This is a genomic window from Sphingomonas oligophenolica (assembly GCF_039522915.1).
GTDB lineage: Bacteria > Pseudomonadota > Alphaproteobacteria > Sphingomonadales > Sphingomonadaceae > Sphingomonas > Sphingomonas oligophenolica.
On sequence record NZ_BAAAEH010000047.1, the window covers coordinates 313,041 to 334,855 of the forward strand.

Below are 21,815 nucleotides of genomic sequence, written 5' to 3' on the forward strand. Positions count from 1 at the left end.
GACATCACATCGCCGTGCGCGTGTCTTCGAGCGCGAGATCGACCAATGTCCGCATCGTGGCACTCGCCATCTCAGGGTCGCCGGCGACGATCGCATCGCACACGCGCGCATGGTCGGGCACCGGGTCACGCGGCAAGGCGCGTGCGCGCTGCTTGAACTGCGTCGTCCAGCTGACGGCCGCGACGATACTGGCGGACAAGGCCATCAACGCGCTATTGTGGGTTGCGCACAAAATCGCATTGTGAAAATCGCGGTCCGCGGCGCGCCCCAGCTCGTTTGCGAGCGTATGACGCCGCATTCTGGCCAGGGCATCCTTCATTTCCTTGATGTCGCCCTTCTCGCGCCGCTCGGCCGCCAATCGGGCTGCGGCGGGCTCGACGATGGCGCGCAATTCGAAAAGATCGCGGACGAAGTCGAGATCGGGCTCGCCCGAGAAAGCCCAGGCGAGCACTGCCGGGTCCAATATGTTCCAGCGGCTTCGCGGCAGCACCCGCGTTCCCACCTTGGGGCGGCTCTCGACCAGGCCCTTTGCGGTGAGAACCTGGACTGCCTCGCGATAGGCGCCACGCGAAACATCGAGCGCTTCGGCATTCTCGACTTCGCCGGTGAGGATTTCCCCCGGCGCGATCTGCCCGGACACGATGGCAGTACCCAGATAATGCGCAACCGCGCCCCGCAATCGCCGACCTGACCCTTTCGGCGCCTGAGTCAGGGCTTCCACGAGAGCCTCTCCGGACGCCGTCATACCCTCCTTGTCGATCGGCATCCAATCCGCCTCCTGCTCACCAGCCCTGCCTCATTGGCGAAACGATGCCAGGCAACGCCAAACGATTCATCCCTGAACCCTCGATGCCCGATCAATCAAGGCTGGACTTGCGCTGTCGAGGGTCGGCGATTTCAAGTCGCGCCACTTCATCCTGCAATCGGATCAGGATTCGATCTGCACCACCACGATCGATTTTGCCGGGAGGTCCAGCGTCACCCCGCCACCGCTGCTTGCGCTTGCCGAATAGGGCTTTGGCGACACCGTATCGGGCTTGTCGAAGCTGTTCACGCTGTCGATCCGCGCCGCGGTCAAAACCTCGCCCTGCGCCCGGTGCACCCGGATGCCGGCGAACGACGCCCTCACGCTTGCCGGCCGCTTCGGGTCGAGGTTGGTGATCGCCATCCACAATCTGCCGCTGGTGTCGCGTGCCGCGATCGCGTCGACGCGCGGAAGCTGGATGCCGCCCTCAGCATAGGTGCCGGCGTCGAAGGTTACCGGCACGAAGGTCGCATCCTGGAACGGCAGGTACATCTTGAAGACGTGATAGGTCGGGGTGAGGACCATCTTCTCCTTGTCGGTCAGGATCATCGCCTGCAGCACATTGATCATCTGGGCGATATTGGTCATCCGTACGCGATCGGCGTGGCGCGCGAAGATGTTGATGTTGAGTGCGGCAATGATGGCGTCGCGCATCGAATTCTGCTGCTGCAGGAAGCCGGGATTGGTGCCCGGCGTGGGGGCAAGCCACACGCCCCATTCGTCGACCACGAGCGGCACTTTCTTCTCGGGATCATATTTGTCCATGATCGCCGAATGCCTGGCGATCAGGCCTTCCATCCCGAGCGTCTCCTTGACGAGCTTCGCATAGGCGGCCTCGTCGAAGCCCGTGCTTGGGTAGGAAGGGGGCCAGCCGCCGGTCGTGTAGCTGTGAAGGGAAAGTCCCTCGAGGCTCCACGCCCAGTCATGCCCCTTGTACGCCTTCATCACCGCTTCGGTGTAGGAGGTGTCGTCGCCATTCGGTCCGACCGCGATCCGCTGCATGGCGTCAGCGCCGGTCTGCTTCGGATTGAAGTTGTGCGTGAAGCGGGCAAACGGCTTCATCACATCGACATAATGCTCGGGCGTCATGGAGCCGCCGCAGCCCCAGCTTTCGTTGCCCAATCCGAGATATTTGACCTTGTAGGGCGCCGGATGCCCGTTGGCGGCCCGCTCCTTGCCGGCGCTGGTGGAGGCGTCGGCGGTCATATAGGCCAGCCAGTCAGCTGCCTCCTGTACCGTGCCCGAGCCGACATTGACCGAGACATAGGCTTCAGCGCCGATCTGATCGACAAAATCCATGAACTCGTCGGTGCCGAACGTGTTCGGTTCGCCTGCGCCGCCCCAATTGGTGTTGACACTGCTGGCCCGGTTTGCGGCCGGACCGATCCCCTGGCGCCAGTGATATTCGTCAGCGAAGCAGCCACCCGGCCAGCGCACATCGGGCACCCGGATCGCGCGCAAGGCTGCGACGATGTCCTTGCGGATGCCGCGGACGTTGGGGATTGACGAATCCTTGCCCACCCACACGCCGCCATAGATGCCGGTGCCCAGATGCTCGGCGAACTGGCCGAAGATGTTGCGATCAATCTTGCTGCCCCCTTTGGTTGCTTCCACCGTGAGGGGAATGGGAGCATCGGCGTTCGATTGCGCGAATGCCGAGACTGTCGATGCCAGCAGGAGCAGCGTGGCTGCGGCGAAGGAACGTCCGGGTTTCTGCATCAATTCTCTCCGTTGCGGAAATGTCGTGGGGATTGGGCGGCGACCGTGAAAGCAACGCCCCGGTGCGCGTGGGTGGGATCAGCTGGCGGCAGGCGCGATCACGCGCACGTCATAGACGACCGTGTCGCCCTGTCGGGCAGCGAAGGCGATCTCGGAGCTCGGCGTCGTGACCGGGGGGAGGGGATAATCCACCACCACCCAGTCGCTCTTGCCCGGCGCCGCGCGGCGCTCGGTCGCGATCGGGCTGCCATCCGCGCTGATCTCCGCGAGACGGTCGACATCGTCGCCCCAATAGGTGACGCGGAGAATGGCTGCTCCGGGGCGCCGTGCCATCCGGAAGCGCATCGTCTGGCCGGCCGGCAGCCGGCGCGAGCTGCGTCCGTAGAATTGCCCGGCGGCACTGTCGGTCGACGTGAAGCCATGATCGCGCTCGGACTGCATCTCGCCGATATGGAAAATGTCGGCAGTACGGCGGACAAGATCGGCGCGCGCCGCCTCCGCCGAAAGATAGCCCTCCTTGCCGGCAGCCCAGCTTTCAGCGGTGAAGGTTCGAAAATAGACTGCGGTCCGGCGATCATACATCGCGAAGAAGGGCTTCAGCTCCACCGCTTCGCCCATGATGGGCGAGAGACGATAGCGATGGGCTTCGCCCGGAACGGGCTGCGGCACCGCGGTGGCATCGCCCGGCACGAGCAGGGCGGGCGGCGTGCCGTCGAACGGGACCGCGCCGGGGCCGAGATCAGCCGCGAGGACCAGCGGACCGCTCAGGAAAGCGACAGTCGACGGATCTCCAGGGATCGCCTCGCTCCGCAGCGTCATCGGGAGCGACAAAGTGAGCCGTTCGCCGGCGCGCCAGCGCCGGTGAAGCACTGCATAGCCGTCGCGGCGCGCTGGCTCGATCGGCTTTCCGTCGAGCATCACCGTGGCCCCGGTCGCCCAGCCGGGAATGCGCAGCGCAATCGCGGTGGCGGCCGGCGGGGCGGCGCGGACGGCGAGCGTCACCTCGCCGTCCATCGGATAGCGCGTCTCGAGATCGATCGTCAGCCCGCGCTCCCGCCAGTCAAGCCGGGAGGGAATGAAGAGGTTCACATAAAGGGTCGCCGGATCATGCCAGTAGATCGAATCGGCGTGCTTCGCGTGGCTCTCCATTCCCGATCCGACGCAGCACCAGAAGCTGTTGTCAGGCGTCGAGAATTCGCGCCGGGCGCCGGTTTCGAGGGGCATGAAATAGGCGAACATGCCGGTATCGGGCCGCTGGTGCGCGATCATGTGGTTGAGCTGCACCCGTTCGTAAAAGTCGAACAGCGCGGCGCGCGGTTGCCAGCCATAGAGATGGCGCGTCAGCTTGAGCATGTTGTAGCTGTTGCACGCCTCGCACGTCGCGGTGCTCAGCCGGTCGGCGAGCTGGTCCGGCTGGCCGAAATGCTCGCGTTCCGAGTTGCCGCCGATGACATAGCTGTGATGATAGGCAACGCGATCGAAGAAAAAGCGCGCGGCCGTCGCATGGGCGGGGTTGCCGGTCAGCTCGTGCAGACGAGCGAGCCCGACCAGTTTGGGTATCTGCGTATTGGCATGCAGGCCGGCGAGGATGTCGCGCTGTTCGGTCAGGGGATCGAGAACCTCGCGGTGGCGCAGCTTCTCGGCGATGCGCAGCCAGCGGGGGTTGCCGGTCAGCGCGAAGGTTTCGGCATAGGCCTCGTTGATTCCGCCATGTTCGGCATGCAGCAATTGCTGGACCTGCGCGTCGCTCAGGCCTTCGACGATCCTGCCGAAATAGTCGGCGACGCCGAGCAGGATCGGCAGCGCGCGCTGGTTGCCGGCGGCCTTGTAGGAGTCGATCAGCCCGGTCTGAACCTTGTGCCATGTATAGACCGGCACCCAGGCGCCATTCAGGTCCCAGCCCCTGGTCCGGATGTCACCGCGCCTGACCTCCTCGAAGACGATCTTGCCGTCGATCGTCTTACCGTTTCGCTCGACCGTCCCGCCCGCGAGATAGCCGTCGCCCTGGGCAGCCTGGATTCGCGCCATTTCGACCAGCGCACTGTCCAGCTTCGCGGCCAGTTCCGGATCGCCGTCATGGGCAATGCGAAGCGAGCAGGCCGACATCCAGTGGCCGAGCGTGTGGCCGGCGATGCCCTGGGCCTCCCATCCGCCATAGGCCGGGCCGCGAACTGGCAGACCGGCCGACACGTAGAAATTGTGCAACAGGCGCAGCGGATCGAGCGACAGCAGGAAGCGGCGATTGGCCGCGATCGCATCGGCAAAGATCGAAGGCTTGAGCAGCACATGGCGCGATGCAATCGGCGCAGCCGTCGACAGGCGGGCCAGGGCAAATGCCGGTCCAGCCAGGCCGGCTGCCAGCGCCACGGCGCTTGTGCCCATGACGAACTGCCGGCGTGTCGCTGCGAAGTCCCTCAAGTCACCTCCCCCGTGTCATCGTACGTATGCGGCGACATCCGTGGGCAATCGGCCTGGTCGGCGCCGCTCTTCGCGATTGGCGGACTTTAGTCCGACAAGTTGTTCCGTCAAGCGGCGAGGGTGCGCGCCATTTTCGAGGGCTCCAGTCGTAGGCGGCAGCGCTGACCGGAGTTGAGAGCGCGCGCGCATGCTCAATGCGTCTGTTTGAAGTCCGGCTGGCAGGCATATTCTTGTCAGAGTAAACAGCTGCCTGCATTCCACGGTCAAGCCCTTGTTGCTGCTGAATCGCGCCGCGGCTTTACTGGTCGGGAAGGGTCAGCTCCACCACCGCGCCGCCTGACCCGGCGAGCCTCAGCGTTATTCGATCGCGCGCCGTAACATTCCTTTCCGACGATCTCAGCCGGTCGGGATCTGCGCCATCCTCATGGATGCTGGCGACGAAGCGCGCATCGCCGCGCAGGAACGTCAGTGGCACAGAGAGGGTGCGGCCCGTCTCGTTGGTCATCGCGCCGATATACCAGGTCGATCCCTTGCGCCGGGCCATCACGATATAGTCGCCGATGTCGCCCATCAGGACCCGGGTTTCGTCCCAGCTGGTCGGCATGCGTGCCAGTACGTCAGCCCCCTCGGTCAGGGTCCCGTCCTTGCGCACGTAGGAATCGGGGCTGTCCGCAACCATCGAGAGCGGTGAATCATAGACGACGTACATCGCAATTGCCTGCCCGCGAGTCGTCTGGACGAAGGGCCGCACCGAGCGGCGCTGGGCCGCAAACGCAGCGGGCGGCAGCGCATGAAAGCCGCCCGGAGTATAGTCCATCGGGCCAAGCAGCATCCGCGTGAAGGGCAGCGTGACATTATGCGTCGCGGTGACCCGCGTGCTCCATTTATTATATTCGGCGCCCATCACGCCTTCCTGGGTGAGGAAATTCGTATAGGTCCGCGCCAGCCCATCGGGTGGATAGGCGCCGTGCAGATCCACCATCAGATGATGCGCGGCCGCCTTCGACAGGAGGCGATGGTAGAATCCCACCATCTCCTGGTCGTTCCGATCCATGAAATCGACCTTGATGCCCTTGATGCCCCATGCCTCGTACAGCGCGAGCGCGGGTTCGAGCTGGCGCTCGAGCTGCTTCCAGTGCAGCCAGACCCAGACGCCGACCTTCCGGTCGGCGGCGTAGTGGACGATTTCCGGGATATCCATGGCCGGCACCGGCACGGTCACATCCGCCGGGCGCGGCATCTCCGAACTGCCCTTGTACCAACCCTCGTCGATCAGGATGTAGTCGAGCTTCATCTTCTGGGCGAAATCGACATAGGCCTTGTAGGTGGCTGTGTTCACGCCGGCATCGGGGATGTCGACCGCCCAGCCGTTCCACCAGTCCCAGGCCGACTTGCCCGGCTTGATCCAGCTCGTGTCAGCGACCGCCGACGGGGTTGCGAGCAGCGCGATCAGGCTCGAGGCAATCAGATCGCCGGGGTGGTCGCCGAGCATCACCACGCGCCACGGCGTGACCAGCGGCCCGCCGGCAAGATTGGCGCGCACCGCCGTCTTGAACGTACCGGCATCGGGCGGATTGTCGGCACGCGGCGTCAGGCTGACATTGACGCCCAGGCCCCCGTCGCCCCGGCCCGAAAGATAGGCGCCGGCATAGTCGCGCTTGTCGGCCTCCGCGATAGCGAAGGTCGTCTCGCCGGCCCCGGTCTTGCAGACGAGCGGCGCGTCGTAGAGGTGAAAGTTGCGGATCGCCGAGGCCCTGACCGGATCGAACTCGCCTTCATGGGAATTGTCGTATTTGCCCGAGTTCATCCCCCAGCACTGATAATCCCTGGGGAAATAGAAGCCGGTCGATTCCCAGAAGACGTCGAGCGACTCGAACCCCTTCTGCGCGGGCACGACAAAGCGAAACGCGATCCCGTCGTCATAGGCGCGCAGGACCAGGTCGAACCGGGCGCCGTCGGTCGCTCGGCTGAGGTGAAGCACCAGTTGATTGTAGCGATCGGCGACACGGCTCGCTTTCCCGGCGAGCGGCGCATAGCTGTCATCGACCGAGCTTTTTTCCGACGCCGTGACGAGGAGCGCGCCCGCGCCCAGAGCGCCGTGATCAGTGAAGAGGCCGATTGGAGAGGGGGCAAGGACGGGCTGCCCATCGCGGGTGAGCGTATAGCCGAGGCCGTCCGCCGTCTTCAGCTCGAGGCGCGTCCGCTGGTCCGGAGAGGCAAGTGCCGGCCCGGCCTGAGCGAATGCGGAGCCCGGTATGAGTCCCGCCGCAATGCTCGCGGCGAGGAGGATGGTTGCGCGTTTCATATCATATCCCCTCGTTTCAGCCGCCGGGCCGGATGGTCACCGGCCGACCCGAATAGATGATGTCGTGATGCGGGCCGTCGTCCAGCGGCGCCGCGCCCTTGCCGATGCGCCGCACGCTGAACCGTCGTGATGGCTGCATCCCGCGAAAACCGCCGTCCCGCCGGCCGATCGCCAGGTCGCCGCGCGCATCGTCCCAGTCGAAGCCTGTCCGTGCGGAGCCGCCCTTCTCGCAGGCATAGGTCAGGCCATCGTCCTCGTAGAGGCTGGCGCTGCCGTCGCGGCCCGGGAAAATCAGGAGGTCGAGGTCCTGCCCAAGCGCACCGGCGGTGGACTGCCGCACTGATCCGAGCGGAACGATGCTGCCGGCGCGGACATGCAACGGCATGCGCGCCAGCGGCGCGGGCACCTGATGCCACTCGCCGCCGTTACGACGTTCGCCGGTCCAGAAATCATGCCAGCCGCCCGTCGAGACCGGGAGGTAGGCGCGCCAGTCCGACACGCCCGGCGCGAGGACGGGCGCGACATGGAAGGCCGATCCGAACATGTAGCTGTGCGCCTGGTCGAGCGCGGTCGGGTCGTCGGGGAAATCGAACACGAGTGGCCGCAACAGCGGCATCCCGGCGCGGCTCGCCTCCGCCGCCAGCGAATAGAGATAGGGCAGCAGCCGATAGCGCAGTTCGAGCCAGGAACGCGCGATCGTCTCGACCTCGTCCCCGTAACGCCAGAACTCGGTGTCGGTCATATAGCCATGGACGCGCTGCAGCGGCAGGAAGGTGGCGTATTGGAACCAGCGCAGGAAGCGCTCGTGATAATCCCGGTCAGTATATTGGCCCGGCCCCGGGCGGAAGAATCCGCCGGCGTCCACCGTCCACCATGGATAGCCCGCCGCCGCCATGTTCAGTCCCGCGGGAATCTGGCGTTTCAGCGTCTCCCAGTCATTGCCGATATCGCCTGACCAGGTGGCCGCGCCGTAACGCTGCTGGCCGGGAAAGGCTGACCGGGTGAGGATCATCACGCGTCGGTCGGGGAATGCCCTGCGCTGGCCCTCATAGACGGCGCGCGACACGTGCAGCGGATATTCGATGCGGACCAGCTCGCCTGGGCCGGCGGCAGTCTGCCGCCCGACGAGATCGTCATTTTCCGGCTCGGTCGCGTCCTGCCACCAGGCGTCGATGCCCAGCGAGCCGAGCCGCCGGTTCTGGTTGTCGGCATAGAAAGTGGCGGCCTTGTCGTTGAAGAAGTCCACCCAGTCAGTGCCGGGAATGTAGAAATTGCGGGCGGCGACTTCCTTGCCGAGCTCGGTGTCGCGAGAGACCTTCGACCAGACCGAGAGCATCAGACGCATGTCAAGCGCGTGCAGATCCCTCACCAGCCCGGCTGGATCGGGATTGGTCTTCGTCGAAACGCATCGCGTTCCAGCCATATTTCCCCCAATATTGCCAGTCCTGGACCATCATATCGACAGGGAGGCGCCGCGCCCTGAATTCGCGGGCGGTGGCGAGAATCTCGTCCGACGAATGGAAGCGCTCTCGGCAATGAAGATAGCCAAGCGCCCAGACCGGCATCATCGGGGCCGGGCCGATCAGATCGCGATAGCCGGCCATGATCTCCGCTGCGGTGGGGCCGGCGATCACGACATAGTCGATCGCGTCGGCGACCGGCGAGCGCCAGACCGTGCGGTCCTCGAGCGGGCCGAAGGCAAGCGTCGGCGCATCGTCGGCATTGGCGATCACCCGCACCTGATGCTCGCCGGCCTTCAAGTCGGTCAGAAAACTCGTCGTCGGCGGCAGCCAGAGATTGGCATGATCCTCGAGGACGCGGCCGTCGATTTCGACATGGTGGCGCGAGGCCATCTTCTTCCCGACATCAAGCAGGAAAGCGTAGCGGCCATCCCGTTCGAGCGTGAACCTTGCCTCGAAGCTCGCCTCCTGCCGCGCGACGCGCGCATTGCCGGCGGAGGTGGTGACGTCGGCCGCCGCTCGTTCGCCGGTGGCCGCCTTGCGCAGTGCGATGATGGCGCCGGGCGGGTTGAGCTCGCTCATTCCGCTATTGTGCCACAGCAACCCATAGCCTCGGCTGGAGAGAAGAAAGGGCAGGCTGATCTGGGTGTTCACCTGTGTGAGGCGCCGGGGCAGGCCGCGCAGATCGAGATGGCCGTCCTGGAAGCAACCAGTGCCGAACAGGCGCTCTCCGGCAGGGGATTCAAAACCTTGGGATACCGCGAATACCCGTTCTGATCCCAGCGTCGCCGGCACGAGTGTCCGCGTTCCCGCCGCCTCGCGCAGCAGCAACCGGCCCGCAGCGTCGAAAAAGCTCAGGCACCCGCTTTGTGCAGACCATTCGCAGGTCAGCTTGGGCAGCGACAGTCGGGTCACGCCGTCGCGATCCTCCTGGCGGACCCCGGGGCGTCTCACGATCGGCTTCAGGATGGAACTTTCAGGCGGCCGTAACCGCGCGCGCTCAGTGAATCGGACACGGACCGCACGATCGCTCAGCGCGACGATTTCGATCACGCCGCCGGCCAGCGGAATGACCAGATCCGGCACGATCGCGGCTGCCCCGGCGCCCGAAGATGTCAGCGTCGCCGCGCATATCACCGCCGCGCCGGCCATCAGCGCTTGCCGGCGGCTGAACTGACCGGTTCTTCCGTCCGGATGCGTCATCAGCCTCGTCCTTGTCGGATGAATTGGTGGCCGCGGCGCGCCCGGGCTTTACAGCGCGTGGGCGGCCAGCGCATCAAAGGCGCTTGCGGCGTGGTGGAGATCGAATGGCGCGTTCCGGGCTCAAGGGCACTTATGCGGCGCCGGCGATCGAGAAAGCGTTCGAGATCATCGAGCTGCTCGCCGACCATCCGGAAGGGGCGCTGGTCAGTGAAATGGCGGTGCGCCTCGATCGTTCGGTCGGCGAGCTGTTCCGGATCGTCATCGTGCTTGAACAGCTTGGCTATCTTCGCAAATCGGTCAGGACGGATCGCTACACGGTCACCTATAAACTGCTCGACATGGCCTATCGCGCAACGCCTGCCCAGGATCTGGTCCGGGCGGCGCTGCCGGAAATGCAGGGGCTTGCGCTCGAAGCGGAGCAGTCTTGCCACCTTGTCGTGCCCAATGGCGCACAGGGCCTTGTGATTGCCTGCGAACAGCAACCGGGCGCCCGCGGCTTTTCGGTGCGGGTTGGCGCCCGGGTCGACATCATCAAGAGCTGTTCCGGCCAGGTACTGCTGGCATTTTCGGATCCGCAGCGCGCTGACCAGATCATCGCCGCGGCCGAGGCGGAGCAGGGGGCTCCGGTCGATCGCCCCTGGCTCGACGAGCGGCTGGCCGCCATTCATGCGCGCGGCCATGACAATCGCCAGAGCCCGATCACCCACGGCGTAACCGACATCAGCTTTCCGGTGTTCGGCTTCGATGGCCGGGTGGCCGCTGCGCTGACCATCCCCTTTCTGGAAATCATCGATGGCTCCCAGAAAATAGGCCCCGATGCGGCCCGCGAGATGCTGCGGGCAGCCGTCACGAGGATTTCGGATACGCTGGGCCATCAGGACGAATAGCCTCTGCGCGCCGCACCAGCCGCGCATAGCCGGCGATGACGACGAAGCAGGCAAGCGGCAGGAGCAGCGCGATCGGGACGCCTCCCATGCGCACGGCAATCAGTCCCATCAGCGGCGGGAAGACCGCCCCGCCGATGATCGCCATGATGATGCAGGACGATCCAAGCGGTCTGGTGGAGTCGAGGCCCTCGACGCCCAGGGCGAAGATCGTCGGGAACATGATCGACATGAAAAAGCTGGTCAGCATGAGCGCGCCAAGCGCCGGCCAGCCCGAGCCGGTCGCCGCGACGGCGCAGAGCAGGATATTGGCCGCCGCATAGGCGCCCAGCAGGCGTGCCGGCCGGATTCGCGACATGAGAGCCGTTCCCGTGAACCGACCGATCATGAACAGGACGAGGCTGGTGGACAGCAGGAAGGCGGCATGGCGTTCCGACACCTGGGGGGTCACGTCCTTCACGAAGTCGATGAAGAAGCTCCAGATCCCGACTTGAGCGCCGACATAGAAGAATTGCGCGATGACCGCGCCGATCAGCGGCCGATGGCGGATGAGCCCCGCGACCTGCGCGCGCAGCGGCGCATCCGTTTCCGAGCGCCCCTCGGGCATGCGTGCCAGCGCAGCCGCCGTCGCGACCGCGATCGCCGCGACCGCAAGCAGCATATAGGGCAGTTGCACGGTCCCCGCCTCGCTTGCGCGATAGGCTGCCAGATCGGCCGCGGTCATGCTCCGAAGAGTCGTCGCCGAATGCTCGACGCCGGAAAAGATCAGCAGTCCGCCGATGATCGGCGCCATGAAGCCGCCCAGCCCATTGAACGCCTGGGCAAGGTTCAGCCTCTGCACCGCGGTGGCCGGATCGCCAAAGGCGCCGGTATAGGCGTTCGCCGTCGTTTCCAGGCAGGCGGCACCCGCCGCGATCACGAAGAGCGCGAACAGGAACATGCCGAAATTCAGCATGAGCGAGGCGGGATAGAAAAGCAGCGCGCCGGTCGCGTACAATCCCAGCCCGACCAGGATGCCGGCCTTGTATCCCCAGCGACGCATCAGCAATCCGGCCGGGATGGCGACGACGAAATAGCCGATATAGAAGACGAACTGGATGAAGCCCGCCTGGGCCCGGTTGAGCCCGAGGGATTTCTGGAACTGGCGGATCAGGATGTCGTTGAAATTATTCGCCAGCGCCCAGAGGAAGAACAGGCTCACGACAAGCGCGAAGCCCCATCGATAGGGTGACGCGATGAAGCCCTGGCCAGCCTCACCGGCGCCTGCCGGCGCCGCCTGGTTCACTGTCGCCGCCACTGTTCCTGCTCCCACATAATCGTTTTTTTAGGCGAACATATCGGCCGATACCGCTCCTCCGGCCGCAATCGGATCCTCGGCCTGCAACGCCATCCAGAACGCGTCCGGAATCGGCCTGCGCGCGAGGTCGACGGTCTCCGAGACGCGTGCCGGCCTGCCCGTCCCGACGACAGTCAGGGTCACCGCGGGATGCGCCTTCACGAACTGGAGCGCGGCGGCCGGCAACGGGACGTCGAAGCGCTCACACACCCGCTCTATGGCAGCCACGCGCCGCATCACTTCATCCGGCGCGGCCTCGTAATCATAGCGCGGCACCCCCTTGGCGATGCCGGCCGCAAGCACGCCCGAATTGAAGACCCCGGCCGCGACCACGCCGATTCCCCGACGCCGGCAATCGTCGAAGAACGGGCCCGCGCTCCGGTCGAGCAGGGTATAGCGACCGGCGATCATGAACAGGTCGAAGTCCGCACGGGGCAGGGCCTCGGCGCATATCTCGACCTCGTTCACGCCAAGACCGATCGCCGCGACGATACCCTGGTCGCGCAGGTCGGCCATAGCCCGAAAGCCCCCATCGACCGCATGTCGGAAGTGCCGGTCATGATTGTCGCGGTGAGTCAGGCGGCCAAGGTCGTGCATGTACAGAATGTCGATACGGGCCAGGCCGAGGCGATGAAGGCTCGCCTCGACCGAGCGCATCACGCCGTCATAACTGTAATCGAAGACCGGATCGAACGGCATCGGGGAGCGGAACCCGAACTTCTCCGGCGCCGCTTCGCCCGGCACCAGCAGCCGGCCGACCTTGGTGGACAGGATAAAGTCGTTGCGATTGCGCGTCCGAAGAACATCGCCCAGCCGCCGCTCGCCGAGACCAAGGCCATAGAAAGGCGCCGTGTCGAAATAGCGCACGCCGTCAGCCCAGGCGGCATACACCGTTGCGTGGGCGCGCTCCTCGTCGATCGCGCGGTACAAATTGCCGAGCGATGAGCCGCCGAAGCCGAACGGCCCGCTCCGGGCGAGGCGATCGAGCAAGGCGGCGCGATCATGGGTCATCGCGCGGCCGGGAAAATGGCGATCGCCTTGAGCACATGATCCGCATCGGCGATCAGGCCGGGCAGGCGTTCGGGGATGTCTTCCGCGGCGAAGCTGTGTGTCAGCAGGGCGTCAGTCGGTATCTTGCCGGCCCGCATGGCCGCAATCACCCGTGCGAAGTCGGCGGGGAGCGCGTTGCGGCTGGCGAGCAACGTCGTCTCGCGCTTGTGGAATTCGGGATCGGCCAGCACGAGATTTCCCAGCGCCACGCCAACGAATATGAGGGTGCCGCCATGGCTGACAAAGGCGAGGCTCTGCCCCATCGCGGTGATCGATCCCGTGGCGTCGAAAACGGCGTCGAACATCTCGCCGTCGTTGTGCTCGGCCAGTAGCGGCGCCAAATCGGGTCCGGCTTCGATCGTGTCCTTGAAGCCGAGCCGTTTGCGCGCATAAGCGAGCCGGATTGGGCGCGTATCCACCAGGGTCACCTTCGCCCCTTCGAGCCGCGCGAACAGGGCCACGCCGATGCCGATCGGGCCCGCGCCGACAACAAGCACCCGATCGCGAGCCTTAAGCCCGGCCCGCGCCACGGCGTGAGCGCCGATCGCCAGGAATTCGAGCATCGCCGCCTGGTCGAGGCTGAGGCCGGTGGCATCCACCACCGCCCGTTCGGGAACGGCGAGCAACTCGCACATGCCGCCGTCGGCGTGGACGCCCAGCACCCGAATCTTGACGCAGGCATTGGCCTTGCCCTTGCGGCAGGCGATGCAGGTTCCGCAGGCGAGATAGGGATTGATCGCAACGATCTGGCCGCGACGAAGCGCCGATCTGGCCGGCGCCGCCTCAACCTCGCCGGCAAGCTCATGGCCCATGATCCGCGGGTAGATCAGATAGGGATGGCGGCCCTCGAAGATGTGGTAGTCAGTGCCGCACAGCCCCACCCTTCGTATCCGCACCAGGACTTCGCCCTCGCCCCTTTGGGGCGCAGGCCGTTCGACGATCATGAGGCTGTACGGTTCGGGGCAGATTACAGCCTTCATCGTTGCGTCCCGCTCCCAGGTCGGCTTTTTTGCCGTCTTCCCATATATGCAATTTAATTTTCGCCAATGCAATCTGACTCGGAGCCTGTGACGGGCAAGCCGCCGGAAGCGACCGAGATCGGCCGCGTCCAGCTTTTCATCTCTTCGAAGCGGCTCGGGCGATTGACCCGCACCTCCGCCAGTCACGGCACGTCGAAGGCTTCTCCCGCCTTGACGACATGGACGAGCGCGGCGGCGTCCTGGCCCGTCGGAAGCTTGCCGGCGGCGCTCAGCCTGCCCAGCGCGTCATCCCACCGGAGCAGCGTGCCATCGCCGCCCTTGCGATAGGCGTTGGTGACTCCGTCGTCGTCATAGAGCGTGAGGGTGGTGTCGCGGCCGGGATAGACGCGGATGCTCTTGAGCGGCTGCCGCGTGCCGGTGTTCGGGATCTGGGCGCCGATCGGCACGATCGAGCCGGCGCGGACGAACAGCGGAATCCGGTCGATCGGCGCAGCCGCCGTCACCGTCTGACCGCCGATATGCTTCTCGTTGGTCCAGAAATCATACCAGTCGGCGCCGGCGGGCAGATAGACCTCGCGGCTGGTCGCGCCCTGCTCGGTCACCGGCGCCACCAGGAATGCCGCACCGAGCATATATTCGTCGCCCATGGCGGCGACCTTCGGGTCGTTCGGGAAATCCATGAACAGGCCGCGCATGAACGGCGCGCCGGTCCGGTAGGTCTGGTGGCCGAGCGAATAAAGATAGGGGATCAGGGCGTAGCGAAGCCGCAGGAACTTCGCGAGCACGGGTTCGGCCGCCGCGCCATATTGCCAGATGGCGGTCGCCGGGCGATTGCCATGGATGCGCAGTGTCGGCGTGAAACTATTATAGGCGAACCAGCGCGCGAACAGCTCGGGATAATCGGTATAGTCGGCCCCCATCGCGGTCGCGCCGGCCGGATCGAGCAGGACCGGATGCTGCGCCTTCGGGCCGCTCGGCCACTGCCAGCCCCCAGTGTCGCTGCTCCAATAGGCGATGCCGCTCGCGGTCATGTCGAGTCCGGTCGGCACCTGCCGCTTGAGCGCCTCCCAGGTCGCGTTGACGTCCGACGACCAGAAGATTGCGCCGTTGCGCTGCGCGCCGAGATAGGCGGCGCGCGCCAGAATCAGGTTGCGCTTGTCCGGCCGATCCCGCGCCGAACCCTCGGCGACGCCGCCGGTGTGGAGCAGCGGGAACAGGTTATGATAGCGGTCGCCCGAGCCGAGCGCGTAGAAATAACCGTCGGGGACGAGATCCGGCTCGGTCTCGTCGAGCCAGAACCAGTCGAACCCCTGGCTCGCGATATTGTCGCGGATCCTGTCCCAGAACCATAAGCGAGCCTCGGGCACGGTCACGTCGAGCAGCGCGCCCGCGCGGTCCGAGCGGACGGCGAGGCCGTCGACGACATTGCCGTCCTTGTCATGGAGCAGCCAGCCCTTGGCCGCGAGCATTGAATAGTAACGCGATTCACGCTCGAAACGCGGCCAGACGCTGATGATCGAGTGAAGCCCGCGATCATGGAGCTCCTTGTTCATCCCCGCCGGATCGGGGAACTGGCCGCGGTCGATGTCGAGCTGGCCCATCCGGGTCCAGTAGAACCAGTCGAGCACCATCACGTCGAGCGGAAGCCCGCGGCTGCGATAGCCGTCGGCGACATCCATCAGCTCCTTGCGGCTTTCATAGCGCGCCTTGCTCTGGATCAGCCCGAACGCTGCCTTGGGCGGCAGCGGGGTCTCGCCGGTCAGCGTGCGATAGCCGGCATAGAGCTCGTCGGTGGTCGCGCCCGTGATGACGAAGAAGGAGACGCGCTCGCCGACGCTCGACTGGAACTGGGTGTGGTTGTTGAGGCCCGGCGACACGATGGTGGGGGAGGGGTTGTCCCAGACGATGCCATAGCCCTTGTTGGTGACGAGGAACGGCACGCAGACCTGCTCGCCCGCTGGCGCATCATAATAATGCCGGCAATCGATCGTGCGTCCGCGAAGGTCGAGAATGCCTTCCTGGTTCTGGCCCAGCCCGTAATAATGCGTGTCGGCGCTGTCGGAAAAAGTCGCGCCGACGCGGAATGTCTTCTCGCCATTGACCGTTTGCGGCGCCATTTCCCAACCGGTCATCGCGGTGATCGCGTGGCCGTCAGCGCCGGCGATGGTCAGCGCAACCGGCGGAAGCGAGGGCGCGAAATAGCGCTCCATCTGGCTCGGCGGCTTCGGCCAGGGCTGGGACGCGACGGTCACGGTGAGCCTGGGCGACGCATAGATGTCGCCGGACGCGTCAGCCCGATGAGTCCATCCGCTCGCATCGGCCTTGCCGTTGATCCCGAAGCCGGCGGGCGCACGGACGAGCGCGGGATCGAGCGCGATCGTCACATGCACGATGTTCGGGCCGTAGCTCTCGACCGAAACAAGCGCGCCATTGCGATCGATCGTTCCGAGCCCTTGCGCCGCCGCCGGGAAAGCGGGCCAGAGGGCGGCACCGGTGAGGAGGATGCGAAGCAGGCTCATATGGCTTCCTTGTGATGGCAGGCACGCCGTGAATTGGCGCGGGAGGCGAAGGGATTATGGTCGCCGGGGAGGGAGAGGAAAGCAGGTCGCGGCCATCCAGGGGTGACAGCGTTGTCAGGTTCCACTCCAGTCTGCCCCTATCATTGGTGCGTATGAGCGGTGATTGGCGCATATGAAATCGCGTTGCAAGGGTGATGGCAAGCTTCTCACCGCAACGCCTGCGCATTTCCCGAAAGCGATCGTGCGTTGCGCAAAACATGCGCGGCAGCAGGACGGATGCCGTTCCCCGCAGCCCAAGGGGAGGTGCCGGCCACGCCTATTTCCTGTCTGGAAATCCTTTGGGCGCTCGCATATAGGCCTCCGCTCTGTCGGTCAGCGCCTTATTGCCGATCGGCATGCGGGCGTGGTGAAATTGGTAGACGCGCGGGACTCAAAATCCCGTTCCTTAATCGGAGTGTCGGTTCGAGCCCGACCGCCCGCACCATCCTCTTGGCAGCACTCAACAAGATCGCCGAACGGCGATGGGAACCCCGTCGCGGGGCATGAGCCGAACCCGGCGAACTCCCGTCCTGGCGGAATGCGGCGCATCCGCGCAGCATGGTGGCCATCGGTGCCCTGGACAGGAGGCGGCCAACGTACCCGTCAACGCGCCGCGTCCCGGCTTATAGGCTGTTCATGAACTCAATCGATTCTGCGTTCCTTGCTTACAGGGCCCGAATAAGTCGGAGCCGGTCGTCACCCACTCTCAAGAAACCCAGATGCTCGTAAAAGCGAGCAGCCTGTTCGTCTTTGGCTTCGACGACCATGGCATAGGCCATGATCTCGGATTGCGTCGCACGCAGCAACGCGTCGGCGACGAGCGCGCCGCCCAGCCGTTTGCCTTGGTGCGTGCTCGCGACAGCCAGCCTTCCCAGCAGCACCGCCGGGACCACGGGGTAGCGCGGCAGGCGCTTCGCTTGTTCGGGCGGCAGCTTGTCGAGGACCAGCGAGGTAGCGGCGATTGTGTAGAAGCCCGCGGCTGCTTCCGTCTCGTCAATCGCCACGAAACAGGAAGCGACCCGGCGACGTACATCTTGGGTCGCACGTTCGCGGAAATACCGGTCAAGTGGTTCCGAGCCGCTGGCGAAGGCAGCCCGATCCTGCTTCCCGAGAAGCGTGATGCGATAGGTCATTCGCTCCCGAGGATCAGGTCGCGATGCGCAGCCATTGCCCGCTCGAGCGCGGGCGATGATGCAGGCGGGTTGGCCAGCACATTGGCCACCCGCTCCTGGTCGGCCAGCGACAGCCGAATAATCTGCGCTTCTTCGATGGTGCGTTCGGCCGCATGGCGCGCCGCATCGACTATGAAATCGCTGATGCTGCGCCCCTCGATCTCGGCGGCACGCTTGACGGCCGCCAGAACCTCCGGCGCGATTCTGGCTTCGATCCGGGCGGATCGGCTGGATGGCTGTGGCATAGTAACCTCACTTATTTTTCAAATTGTACGGTGAAACACCGGACATCGCAAGTGAGTTCACGCCAAACTGTCCCAGCTGCCACCACGCGGCGCCTGCCGGTTACTCGCTGAAGCTGGGGCTACCCAAGCTTGCGTCGCCTCTTCGCGAGTTCGCCGGCAGGATGTGGTGAGTCACTCTCAACATCCCGTTCCTTAATCGGTGTGCCGGTTCGAGCCCGACCGTCCGCACCATCCTTTTCGCGGCCTGCGCTCAGGCGCCGCCGCTCTGGTTATATTCCCCCTTGCGCCCCCGCGGGCCCGGCGGCACCTTGGCTGGATCGGGCTTGGGGGTCGGGCTATGTCGAATATCGCGGGCAAGGCTTACGGCATGAACGTGCTGACGCCGATGCGGCCGTCGCTCACCTGGCTGCAGGTCCTGATCTTCATGGCTGCCCGCGCGATGCCGTCGCGACTGTCCGGCCTGCTTGGGCTGAAGCTCATTCATTTCGCGCGGTGGGTGATCATCCGCCGCAACCAATGGCCTGATCCAACCCTGGGCGCGCCTCAGGGTCTGCCGGCACTCGAGAATGATTACATGCTGTTCCTGTCGAACTTCAACGGCACTTGGGATCAGTATATCGATGCCTTTGCCGATGGCATCCCCAGCGGGCTCGACATGTTCTGGTATGCCAGTACCAAATACCCGCACTCGATCCCGATCTCGAGCTTCAAGGCCTATATCGGCACCAACCAGATCCAGACCGCTTACTATTACAACGCGACGCCGGGCGCGGCGCAGCGCGACATCAAGGCGGCGCTGAGAGTGCGCGAGGCAGTGCTCGATCTCGCCGAGATTCACCGTGGCGGCAATGTCGAGGCGTTCGCGGTTGCGTGGCGTGCGGCCACGGCGAAGCTGGCCAACTCGCTCGCATCGCCCGGCTACGCGCCGATTGCGTCGATCGCGACGCGCAGCGCCGATGCGGCACGGCGCGAATTCATTGACGCGCTCGCCGCCAAGCGGGGGAGCTGACATGCCCAATTTCGATGGCGGCCATTATTTCCTGACCGTGCTCGCCCCGGTTCGCACCGATTTCATCCAGGACAAGATCCCCGGCCGCTCGCGCTCGCACCGCGCCCAGCTCGCGCAGAAGCTTGCGCTGACGCCGACCGGCAAGCAGACTGCGGCATCGCCCGATGATGCGTGGCCCTCGCCCTTTTCGCGCAACACGCTCAACCATCTCGCGCGCTTCGTCATCATTGACGGGCCGGCCTTCAACGGCCGCAATTCGGGGGACAGCCTGGTCGCCGCGATCAAGGGGATCGATCCGCTGGTGCCGCAGCCGGTCGACCGGTTCGCGCGGCCCTATCTGCTGTTCGCCGCCGATATCGATGCCAAGAATGGAGATGGCGATGCCGCGCTCCGCGCCTATACCGATGCGCTATGGGCGACGATGCAGGACGATCTCACCATCATCTTCGGACATTGCGTCGGCTTTGACGGCATCACCAGCGCCGATGCCTTTCACGGCTATATCCGCCGCTGCCAGGTCGAGACGACCATGCCGTTCAACGACTATTGGGCGCATGACGAATTGAAGGCCAAGCCGGGCACGCCGAAAAAGGCGAGCGCGTTCAACCTCGTGACCTTCGCGGTGAAGGCGATCGGGTGGGCGGCCTGCGCCTGGGCGGTTGCGCTGCTGCTCGATATCGTCCTGTCGGCGTTTCACCTGCACGGGCGGGTCCAGCATTGGGCAAGCTGGATCGCGCTGCGCTTCGGCATCGGCCTGCTCGCGCTGCTGGTCCTGGTCGCGATCGCGGCGTGGATTGCCTATCGCTATTTCATGAACAAGGGCCTGAAACCCTTCCCGACAGCGCCGGGCAGCGATTTGCCTTCGGTCCTGAAGAGCCTGTTCGTCCAGCAGCATTTCACCCGGCTCGCGATCGAGGCCCAGGGGCTCGATGCAGCGGCGCTCCATGCCCGCTTCGGCGCCTTTCTTCAGGCCGTCCAACCCGCCGACCTGCAGAAGCCGACCCAGCCGCCCGGCGAATTCCACGCTCCCGCGCTGGAGGCGCCGAAATGATCCAGCTCGATCTCGCCGATATCCAGGGCAACATCCACCGGCCCTATGGCCGCTTCGGTTTCCCGTTCACCCGGCATCTGTTCTTCAACATCATGCGCCCCGGTGCCGGCCGCGCCTTCATCCAGGGCGTGCGCCCGCGCGTGACGACCGCCCAGCCCTGGGACAAGGACGAGGGTACCGGCGTGGTGATCAAGCCGGCGATCACCCTCAACATCGCCTTTTCCTATCTCGGCATGCGCGCGCTCGATCTGCCGACCTCGACTCTCCGCCAGCTGCCTGACGAGTTCATTGACGGCATGCATTGCCGCTCGGAAATCCTCGGCGATGTCGGCGGCAGCGCGCCCGAACATTGGGATCCGATCTGGCGCGACGAGCATAAGGAGCGCCACCGCGAGGTCCATATCTGGGTGTCGCTCAGTGTCGGCGCCGACGCAGCGGGCAAGCCGCTGCCGATCCTCGATGAATGGACCGACTGGCTCGAAAAGCTGGCGACTGAGTCGAAGGGCGGGGTCTCGCTGCTCGACGGGCATGGCGATGACGGCAAGAGCCGCTGGCAGGACAGCTGCGCGCTGATGGCGCCGCTTGGTCCGGATGGCGCGATGGTATCGCTGCCCAAGGAGCATTTCGGCTTTACTGACGGCATCAGCGATCCCGTGTTCCGCGGCCAGTTCGAGCCGGCGGCGGAGGCGCTGGCGGCGATCGGCGGCGGCAAGATCGCGCGCGGCGTCTATGATGAGGCGACGAGCTGGTCGGCGCTCGAGACCGGCGAATTCATCCTCGGCCAGGTCGACGAAGGCCAGGAGTTCCCGGTGGCGACGCAGCCCGCCGGCTTTGTCCGCAACGGCACCTTCATGGTCTATCGCAAGCTCCGCCAGGACGTGCCGGCGTTTAAGGCCAATGTGAAGCGCCAGGCCGATCTGTGGAAACAGGTGACCGGCGAGACCGATGACGAAATAGCCAGCGAGACGGTGCGGGCCAAGATGGTCGGGCGCTGGAGCTCGGGCGTACCGCTGATCGCTGCGCCGACCTGGGCCGATCATCAGAAGATCATGCATGATTATGCCGATTGCCTCGAAATCGCGCTGCGAAAACCGCGCGACAGCAAGGAAGCGCAGCGGCTTGCCGAGTATAGCAAGCTGCTCACCGGGTTCCGCTACGGCGATGATCTCGACGGTGGCAAATGCCCGTTCGGCGCGCATATCCGCCGCGCCAATCCGCGCGACATGCTCGATCCGCAGCTCAGCCCGACGGTCGGCTCGACCACGCTCACCAACCGCCGCCGAATCCTGCGGCGCGGCCTGCCCTATCAGGAGGCGGGCGGCGAGGTCGGGGTCATCTTCATGGCGATCTGCACCAGCATCTTCCGCCAGTTCGAGTTCATCCAGCAGCAATGGATGAGCTATGGGCTGGATTTCGAGGCCGGCAACGATACCTGCCCGCTGATCGGCAGCCGCGCGCAATCGACCAAGCATGTCATTCCCGCCGGCCCGGCGAATGCCACGACCTTCATCGCTGCCGACCTGCCCGAATTCGTGACCACCCGGGGCGGCGAATATTTCTTCATCCCGAGCATGAACGCAATCCGCATGCTGGCGATGGGGACGGTCGATCCAACCTGAT

At 65.2% G+C, this 21,815-nt stretch carries 16 protein-coding genes and 1 tRNA gene; 5 read left to right on the forward strand and 12 right to left on the reverse strand.

Annotated elements, in window-relative coordinates; genetic code table 11:
- Positions 1 to 4 precede the first annotated feature (4 nt).
- The 6 genes from ABD050_RS22840 to ABD050_RS22865 all read right to left on the reverse strand — a co-directional run bounded on the left by ABD050_RS22840 (position 5) and on the right by ABD050_RS22865 (position 9,910).
- Positions 5 to 745 (reverse strand): FadR/GntR family transcriptional regulator, encoded by a 741-nt coding sequence (locus ABD050_RS22840; protein WP_343891945.1) that lies wholly within the window; start codon positions 743 to 745, stop codon positions 5 to 7.
- Positions 746 to 928: 183 nt separating this feature from the next.
- Positions 929 to 2,524: an alpha-N-arabinofuranosidase gene (locus ABD050_RS22845; RefSeq protein ID WP_343891827.1), complete on the reverse strand. Its 1,596-nt coding sequence runs from the start codon at positions 2,522 to 2,524 to the stop codon at positions 929 to 931.
- 78 nt (positions 2,525 to 2,602) lie between these two features.
- Positions 2,603 to 4,942, reverse strand: a complete 2,340-nt coding sequence (locus tag ABD050_RS22850; protein ID WP_343891828.1) for a beta-L-arabinofuranosidase domain-containing protein — start codon at positions 4,940 to 4,942, stop codon at positions 2,603 to 2,605.
- 298 nt (positions 4,943 to 5,240) lie between these two features.
- Entirely contained in the window at positions 5,241 to 7,247 is a 2,007-nt protein-coding gene (locus ABD050_RS22855; protein WP_343891829.1) for a glycoside hydrolase family 97 protein, read from the reverse strand.
- A gap of 16 nt (positions 7,248 to 7,263) precedes the next feature.
- Positions 7,264 to 8,616, reverse strand: coding sequence for a glycoside hydrolase family 31 protein (locus tag ABD050_RS22860; RefSeq protein WP_343891830.1), 1,353 nt, complete (start codon positions 8,614 to 8,616; stop codon positions 7,264 to 7,266).
- On the reverse strand, positions 8,594 to 9,910 hold the full coding sequence (locus ABD050_RS22865; protein ID WP_343891831.1) for a TIM-barrel domain-containing protein: 1,317 nt from the start codon (positions 9,908 to 9,910) through the stop codon (positions 8,594 to 8,596). The genes ABD050_RS22860 and ABD050_RS22865 overlap by 23 nt, the downstream gene beginning before the upstream one ends.
- Before the next feature lie 104 nt (positions 9,911 to 10,014).
- Between ABD050_RS22865 and ABD050_RS22870 the strand changes: the two genes are divergently transcribed.
- On the forward strand, positions 10,015 to 10,797 hold the full coding sequence (locus ABD050_RS22870) for an IclR family transcriptional regulator (protein ID WP_343891832.1): 783 nt from the start codon (positions 10,015 to 10,017) through the stop codon (positions 10,795 to 10,797).
- On the opposite strand, the gene fucP is transcribed toward ABD050_RS22870, so the two are convergent.
- From fucP to ABD050_RS22890, 4 genes are all read right to left on the reverse strand, one after another.
- Positions 10,757 to 12,091 carry an L-fucose:H+ symporter permease gene (fucP, locus tag ABD050_RS22875; RefSeq protein WP_343891833.1) on the reverse strand — a complete coding sequence of 445 codons (1,335 nt, stop codon included), beginning with the start codon at positions 12,089 to 12,091 and terminating at the stop codon, positions 10,757 to 10,759. The genes ABD050_RS22870 and fucP overlap by 41 nt on opposite strands.
- 27 nt (positions 12,092 to 12,118) lie before the next feature.
- Positions 12,119 to 13,141 (reverse strand): aldo/keto reductase, encoded by a 1,023-nt coding sequence (locus ABD050_RS22880; RefSeq protein ID WP_343891834.1) that lies wholly within the window; start codon positions 13,139 to 13,141, stop codon positions 12,119 to 12,121.
- Positions 13,138 to 14,160: a zinc-binding alcohol dehydrogenase family protein gene (locus ABD050_RS22885; RefSeq protein ID WP_343891835.1), complete on the reverse strand. Its 1,023-nt coding sequence runs from the start codon at positions 14,158 to 14,160 to the stop codon at positions 13,138 to 13,140. Before ABD050_RS22885 ends, ABD050_RS22880 begins: the two co-directional genes overlap by 4 nt.
- 182 nt (positions 14,161 to 14,342) lie before the next feature.
- Positions 14,343 to 16,679, reverse strand: a complete 2,337-nt coding sequence (locus ABD050_RS22890) for a glycoside hydrolase family 31 protein (protein WP_343891836.1) — start codon at positions 16,677 to 16,679, stop codon at positions 14,343 to 14,345.
- A 397-nt stretch (positions 16,680 to 17,076) separates the two neighbouring features.
- Between ABD050_RS22890 and ABD050_RS22895 the strand changes: the two genes are divergently transcribed.
- Positions 17,077 to 17,163, forward strand: a tRNA-Leu gene (locus ABD050_RS22895).
- A gap of 220 nt (positions 17,164 to 17,383) precedes the next feature.
- Here ABD050_RS22895 and ABD050_RS22900 read toward each other — a convergent pair.
- Positions 17,384 to 17,851 (reverse strand): GNAT family N-acetyltransferase, encoded by a 468-nt coding sequence (locus ABD050_RS22900; RefSeq protein WP_343891837.1) that lies wholly within the window; start codon positions 17,849 to 17,851, stop codon positions 17,384 to 17,386.
- Positions 17,848 to 18,135, reverse strand: a complete 288-nt coding sequence (locus ABD050_RS22905; RefSeq protein ID WP_343891838.1) for a type II toxin-antitoxin system TacA family antitoxin — start codon at positions 18,133 to 18,135, stop codon at positions 17,848 to 17,850. The genes ABD050_RS22900 and ABD050_RS22905 overlap by 4 nt, the downstream gene beginning before the upstream one ends.
- Positions 18,136 to 18,472: 337 nt before the next feature.
- Here ABD050_RS22905 and ABD050_RS22910 point away from each other — a divergent pair, with 337 nt between their 5' ends.
- Genes ABD050_RS22910 through ABD050_RS22920 form a run of 3 tightly spaced genes read left to right on the forward strand, consistent with a single transcriptional unit; the run spans position 18,473 to position 21,814 of the window.
- The gene (locus tag ABD050_RS22910) at positions 18,473 to 19,144 is read left to right on the forward strand and encodes a hypothetical protein (RefSeq protein WP_343891839.1); all 672 of its coding nucleotides are present in this window, start codon (positions 18,473 to 18,475) and stop codon (positions 19,142 to 19,144) included.
- A gap of 1 nt (position 19,145) precedes the next feature.
- Positions 19,146 to 20,195, forward strand: a complete 1,050-nt coding sequence (locus ABD050_RS22915; RefSeq protein WP_343891840.1) for a hypothetical protein — start codon at positions 19,146 to 19,148, stop codon at positions 20,193 to 20,195.
- Positions 20,192 to 21,814, forward strand: coding sequence for a Dyp-type peroxidase (locus ABD050_RS22920; RefSeq protein ID WP_343891841.1), 1,623 nt, complete (start codon positions 20,192 to 20,194; stop codon positions 21,812 to 21,814). Before ABD050_RS22915 ends, ABD050_RS22920 begins: the two co-directional genes overlap by 4 nt.
- Position 21,815 lies beyond the last annotated feature (1 nt).

What these genes read in the sequence shown, in the direction of transcription:
- ABD050_RS22890 (WP_343891836.1), bottom strand. Translation starts at nt 16,679, where the DNA reads ATGAGCCTGCTTCGCATCCTCCTCACCGGTGCCGCCCTCTGGCCCGCT.
- ABD050_RS22920 (WP_343891841.1), top strand. Translation starts at nt 20,192, where the DNA reads ATGATCCAGCTCGATCTCGCCGATATCCAGGGCAACATCCACCGGCCC.
- ABD050_RS22870 (WP_343891832.1), top strand. Translation starts at nt 10,015, where the DNA reads ATGGCGCGTTCCGGGCTCAAGGGCACTTATGCGGCGCCGGCGATCGAG.
- ABD050_RS22880 (WP_343891834.1), bottom strand. Translation starts at nt 13,141, where the DNA reads ATGACCCATGATCGCGCCGCCTTGCTCGATCGCCTCGCCCGGAGCGGG.
- ABD050_RS22905 (WP_343891838.1), bottom strand. Translation starts at nt 18,135, where the DNA reads ATGCCACAGCCATCCAGCCGATCCGCCCGGATCGAAGCCAGAATCGCG.
- ABD050_RS22845 (WP_343891827.1), bottom strand. Translation starts at nt 2,524, where the DNA reads ATGCAGAAACCCGGACGTTCCTTCGCCGCAGCCACGCTGCTCCTGCTG.
- ABD050_RS22900 (WP_343891837.1), bottom strand. Translation starts at nt 17,851, where the DNA reads ATGACCTATCGCATCACGCTTCTCGGGAAGCAGGATCGGGCTGCCTTC.
- ABD050_RS22840 (WP_343891945.1), bottom strand. Translation starts at nt 745, where the DNA reads ATGACGGCGTCCGGAGAGGCTCTCGTGGAAGCCCTGACTCAGGCGCCG.
- ABD050_RS22910 (WP_343891839.1), top strand. Translation starts at nt 18,473, where the DNA reads ATGTCGAATATCGCGGGCAAGGCTTACGGCATGAACGTGCTGACGCCG.
- ABD050_RS22855 (WP_343891829.1), bottom strand. Translation starts at nt 7,247, where the DNA reads ATGAAACGCGCAACCATCCTCCTCGCCGCGAGCATTGCGGCGGGACTC.
- ABD050_RS22865 (WP_343891831.1), bottom strand. Translation starts at nt 9,910, where the DNA reads ATGACGCATCCGGACGGAAGAACCGGTCAGTTCAGCCGCCGGCAAGCG.
- ABD050_RS22915 (WP_343891840.1), top strand. Translation starts at nt 19,146, where the DNA reads ATGCCCAATTTCGATGGCGGCCATTATTTCCTGACCGTGCTCGCCCCG.
- ABD050_RS22885 (WP_343891835.1), bottom strand. Translation starts at nt 14,160, where the DNA reads ATGAAGGCTGTAATCTGCCCCGAACCGTACAGCCTCATGATCGTCGAA.